Here is a 926-nt window from a genome sequence, read left to right on the forward strand (position 1 = left end):
CAGAAGTGGGAGGTCGGAGATAAGCACCCTGCCGGGCCTTCTCTCAAATTATTGAACATTCTGGACCGTAAGGGACTGGAAGCACTGAGATAAAATTGAAAAATTGCTGCCCAACAAAACGCAGATGGTGTATCGGCCTTCTGTCTTGCCGCGCCTGCTTGAGCTCAGAGTTCTTTAAGGCGTTAGCCTTTTTCCGGATCGTTCCACCCGATCAGAAAAAAAACTCAAACAAACCCTTCGCGTCCTTCGCGCCTTTGCGGTGAAAAATTTAAAGAAATTAACCAATAATCCAATGGACGTCCTTCGAATCACAGAATTGGCGATTATAGAGTCATCTGTGATATTGAAGACGATGAGATTATTGTTTTGCGAGTGGGGCACAGAAAAGATATTTATAGGAAGCTTTGAATCATATAATCCCATTGATACAAAAATAAGTTTAAAAGTGAAGAACGTCCCCATTTCCCACGGTCAGGCGCTCTGAGCCGCAGAATATTTTGGAGCATTTAGTAACCAACTCGTTCAACAGTTTGTGAGAATATGCCTCTTTGGCCGAATCGACAGCCGGCGCTCTTTCAGGCGGCTACCCGATTCGGCCAAACAAAACTTTGCGTCCTTCGCGGTTTATCTTTTCAACGGGATTGGAGCCGGTTCTGGAAGAGGGGGCGCTGGATGAAACCGGCCGGACGTTCTGAGTCGCCGGTCCGATTTTTAAAAAAATTATTAATAAATATAATAGTTAAACTGAATTGCTACATGGAACTCAGAAGGCGGAGCTGTCTTGAGACCTATATTTATTTGGGTGCATTCCTAAGAATGGAGCATATTTGGGCGAACCGAAGGCGGCCGTTCTCTTTGGGCCGGCACCCGGTTCGGGCAAAAACTTCGCGTCCTTGGCGCCTTCGCGGTTCAATCTTTTTTTAAAG

1 protein-coding gene and 1 pseudogene are annotated in these 926 nt (G+C 45.9%); both read left to right on the forward strand.

Annotation, left to right across the window (positions count from 1 at the left end; genetic code table 11):
* Positions 1-309 precede the first annotated feature (309 nt).
* Positions 310-408, forward strand: a pseudogene (locus tag P1P89_23265) (type II toxin-antitoxin system RelE/ParE family toxin).
* Between the two features lie 140 nt (positions 409-548).
* On the forward strand, positions 549-695 hold the full coding sequence (locus tag P1P89_23270) for a hypothetical protein (protein MDF1594445.1): 147 nt from the start codon (positions 549-551) through the stop codon (positions 693-695).
* Positions 696-926: the final 231 nt, after the last annotated feature.

It is taken from the genome of Desulfobacterales bacterium, from assembly GCA_029211065.1.
Lineage (GTDB): Bacteria > Desulfobacterota > Desulfobacteria > Desulfobacterales > JARGFK01 > JARGFK01.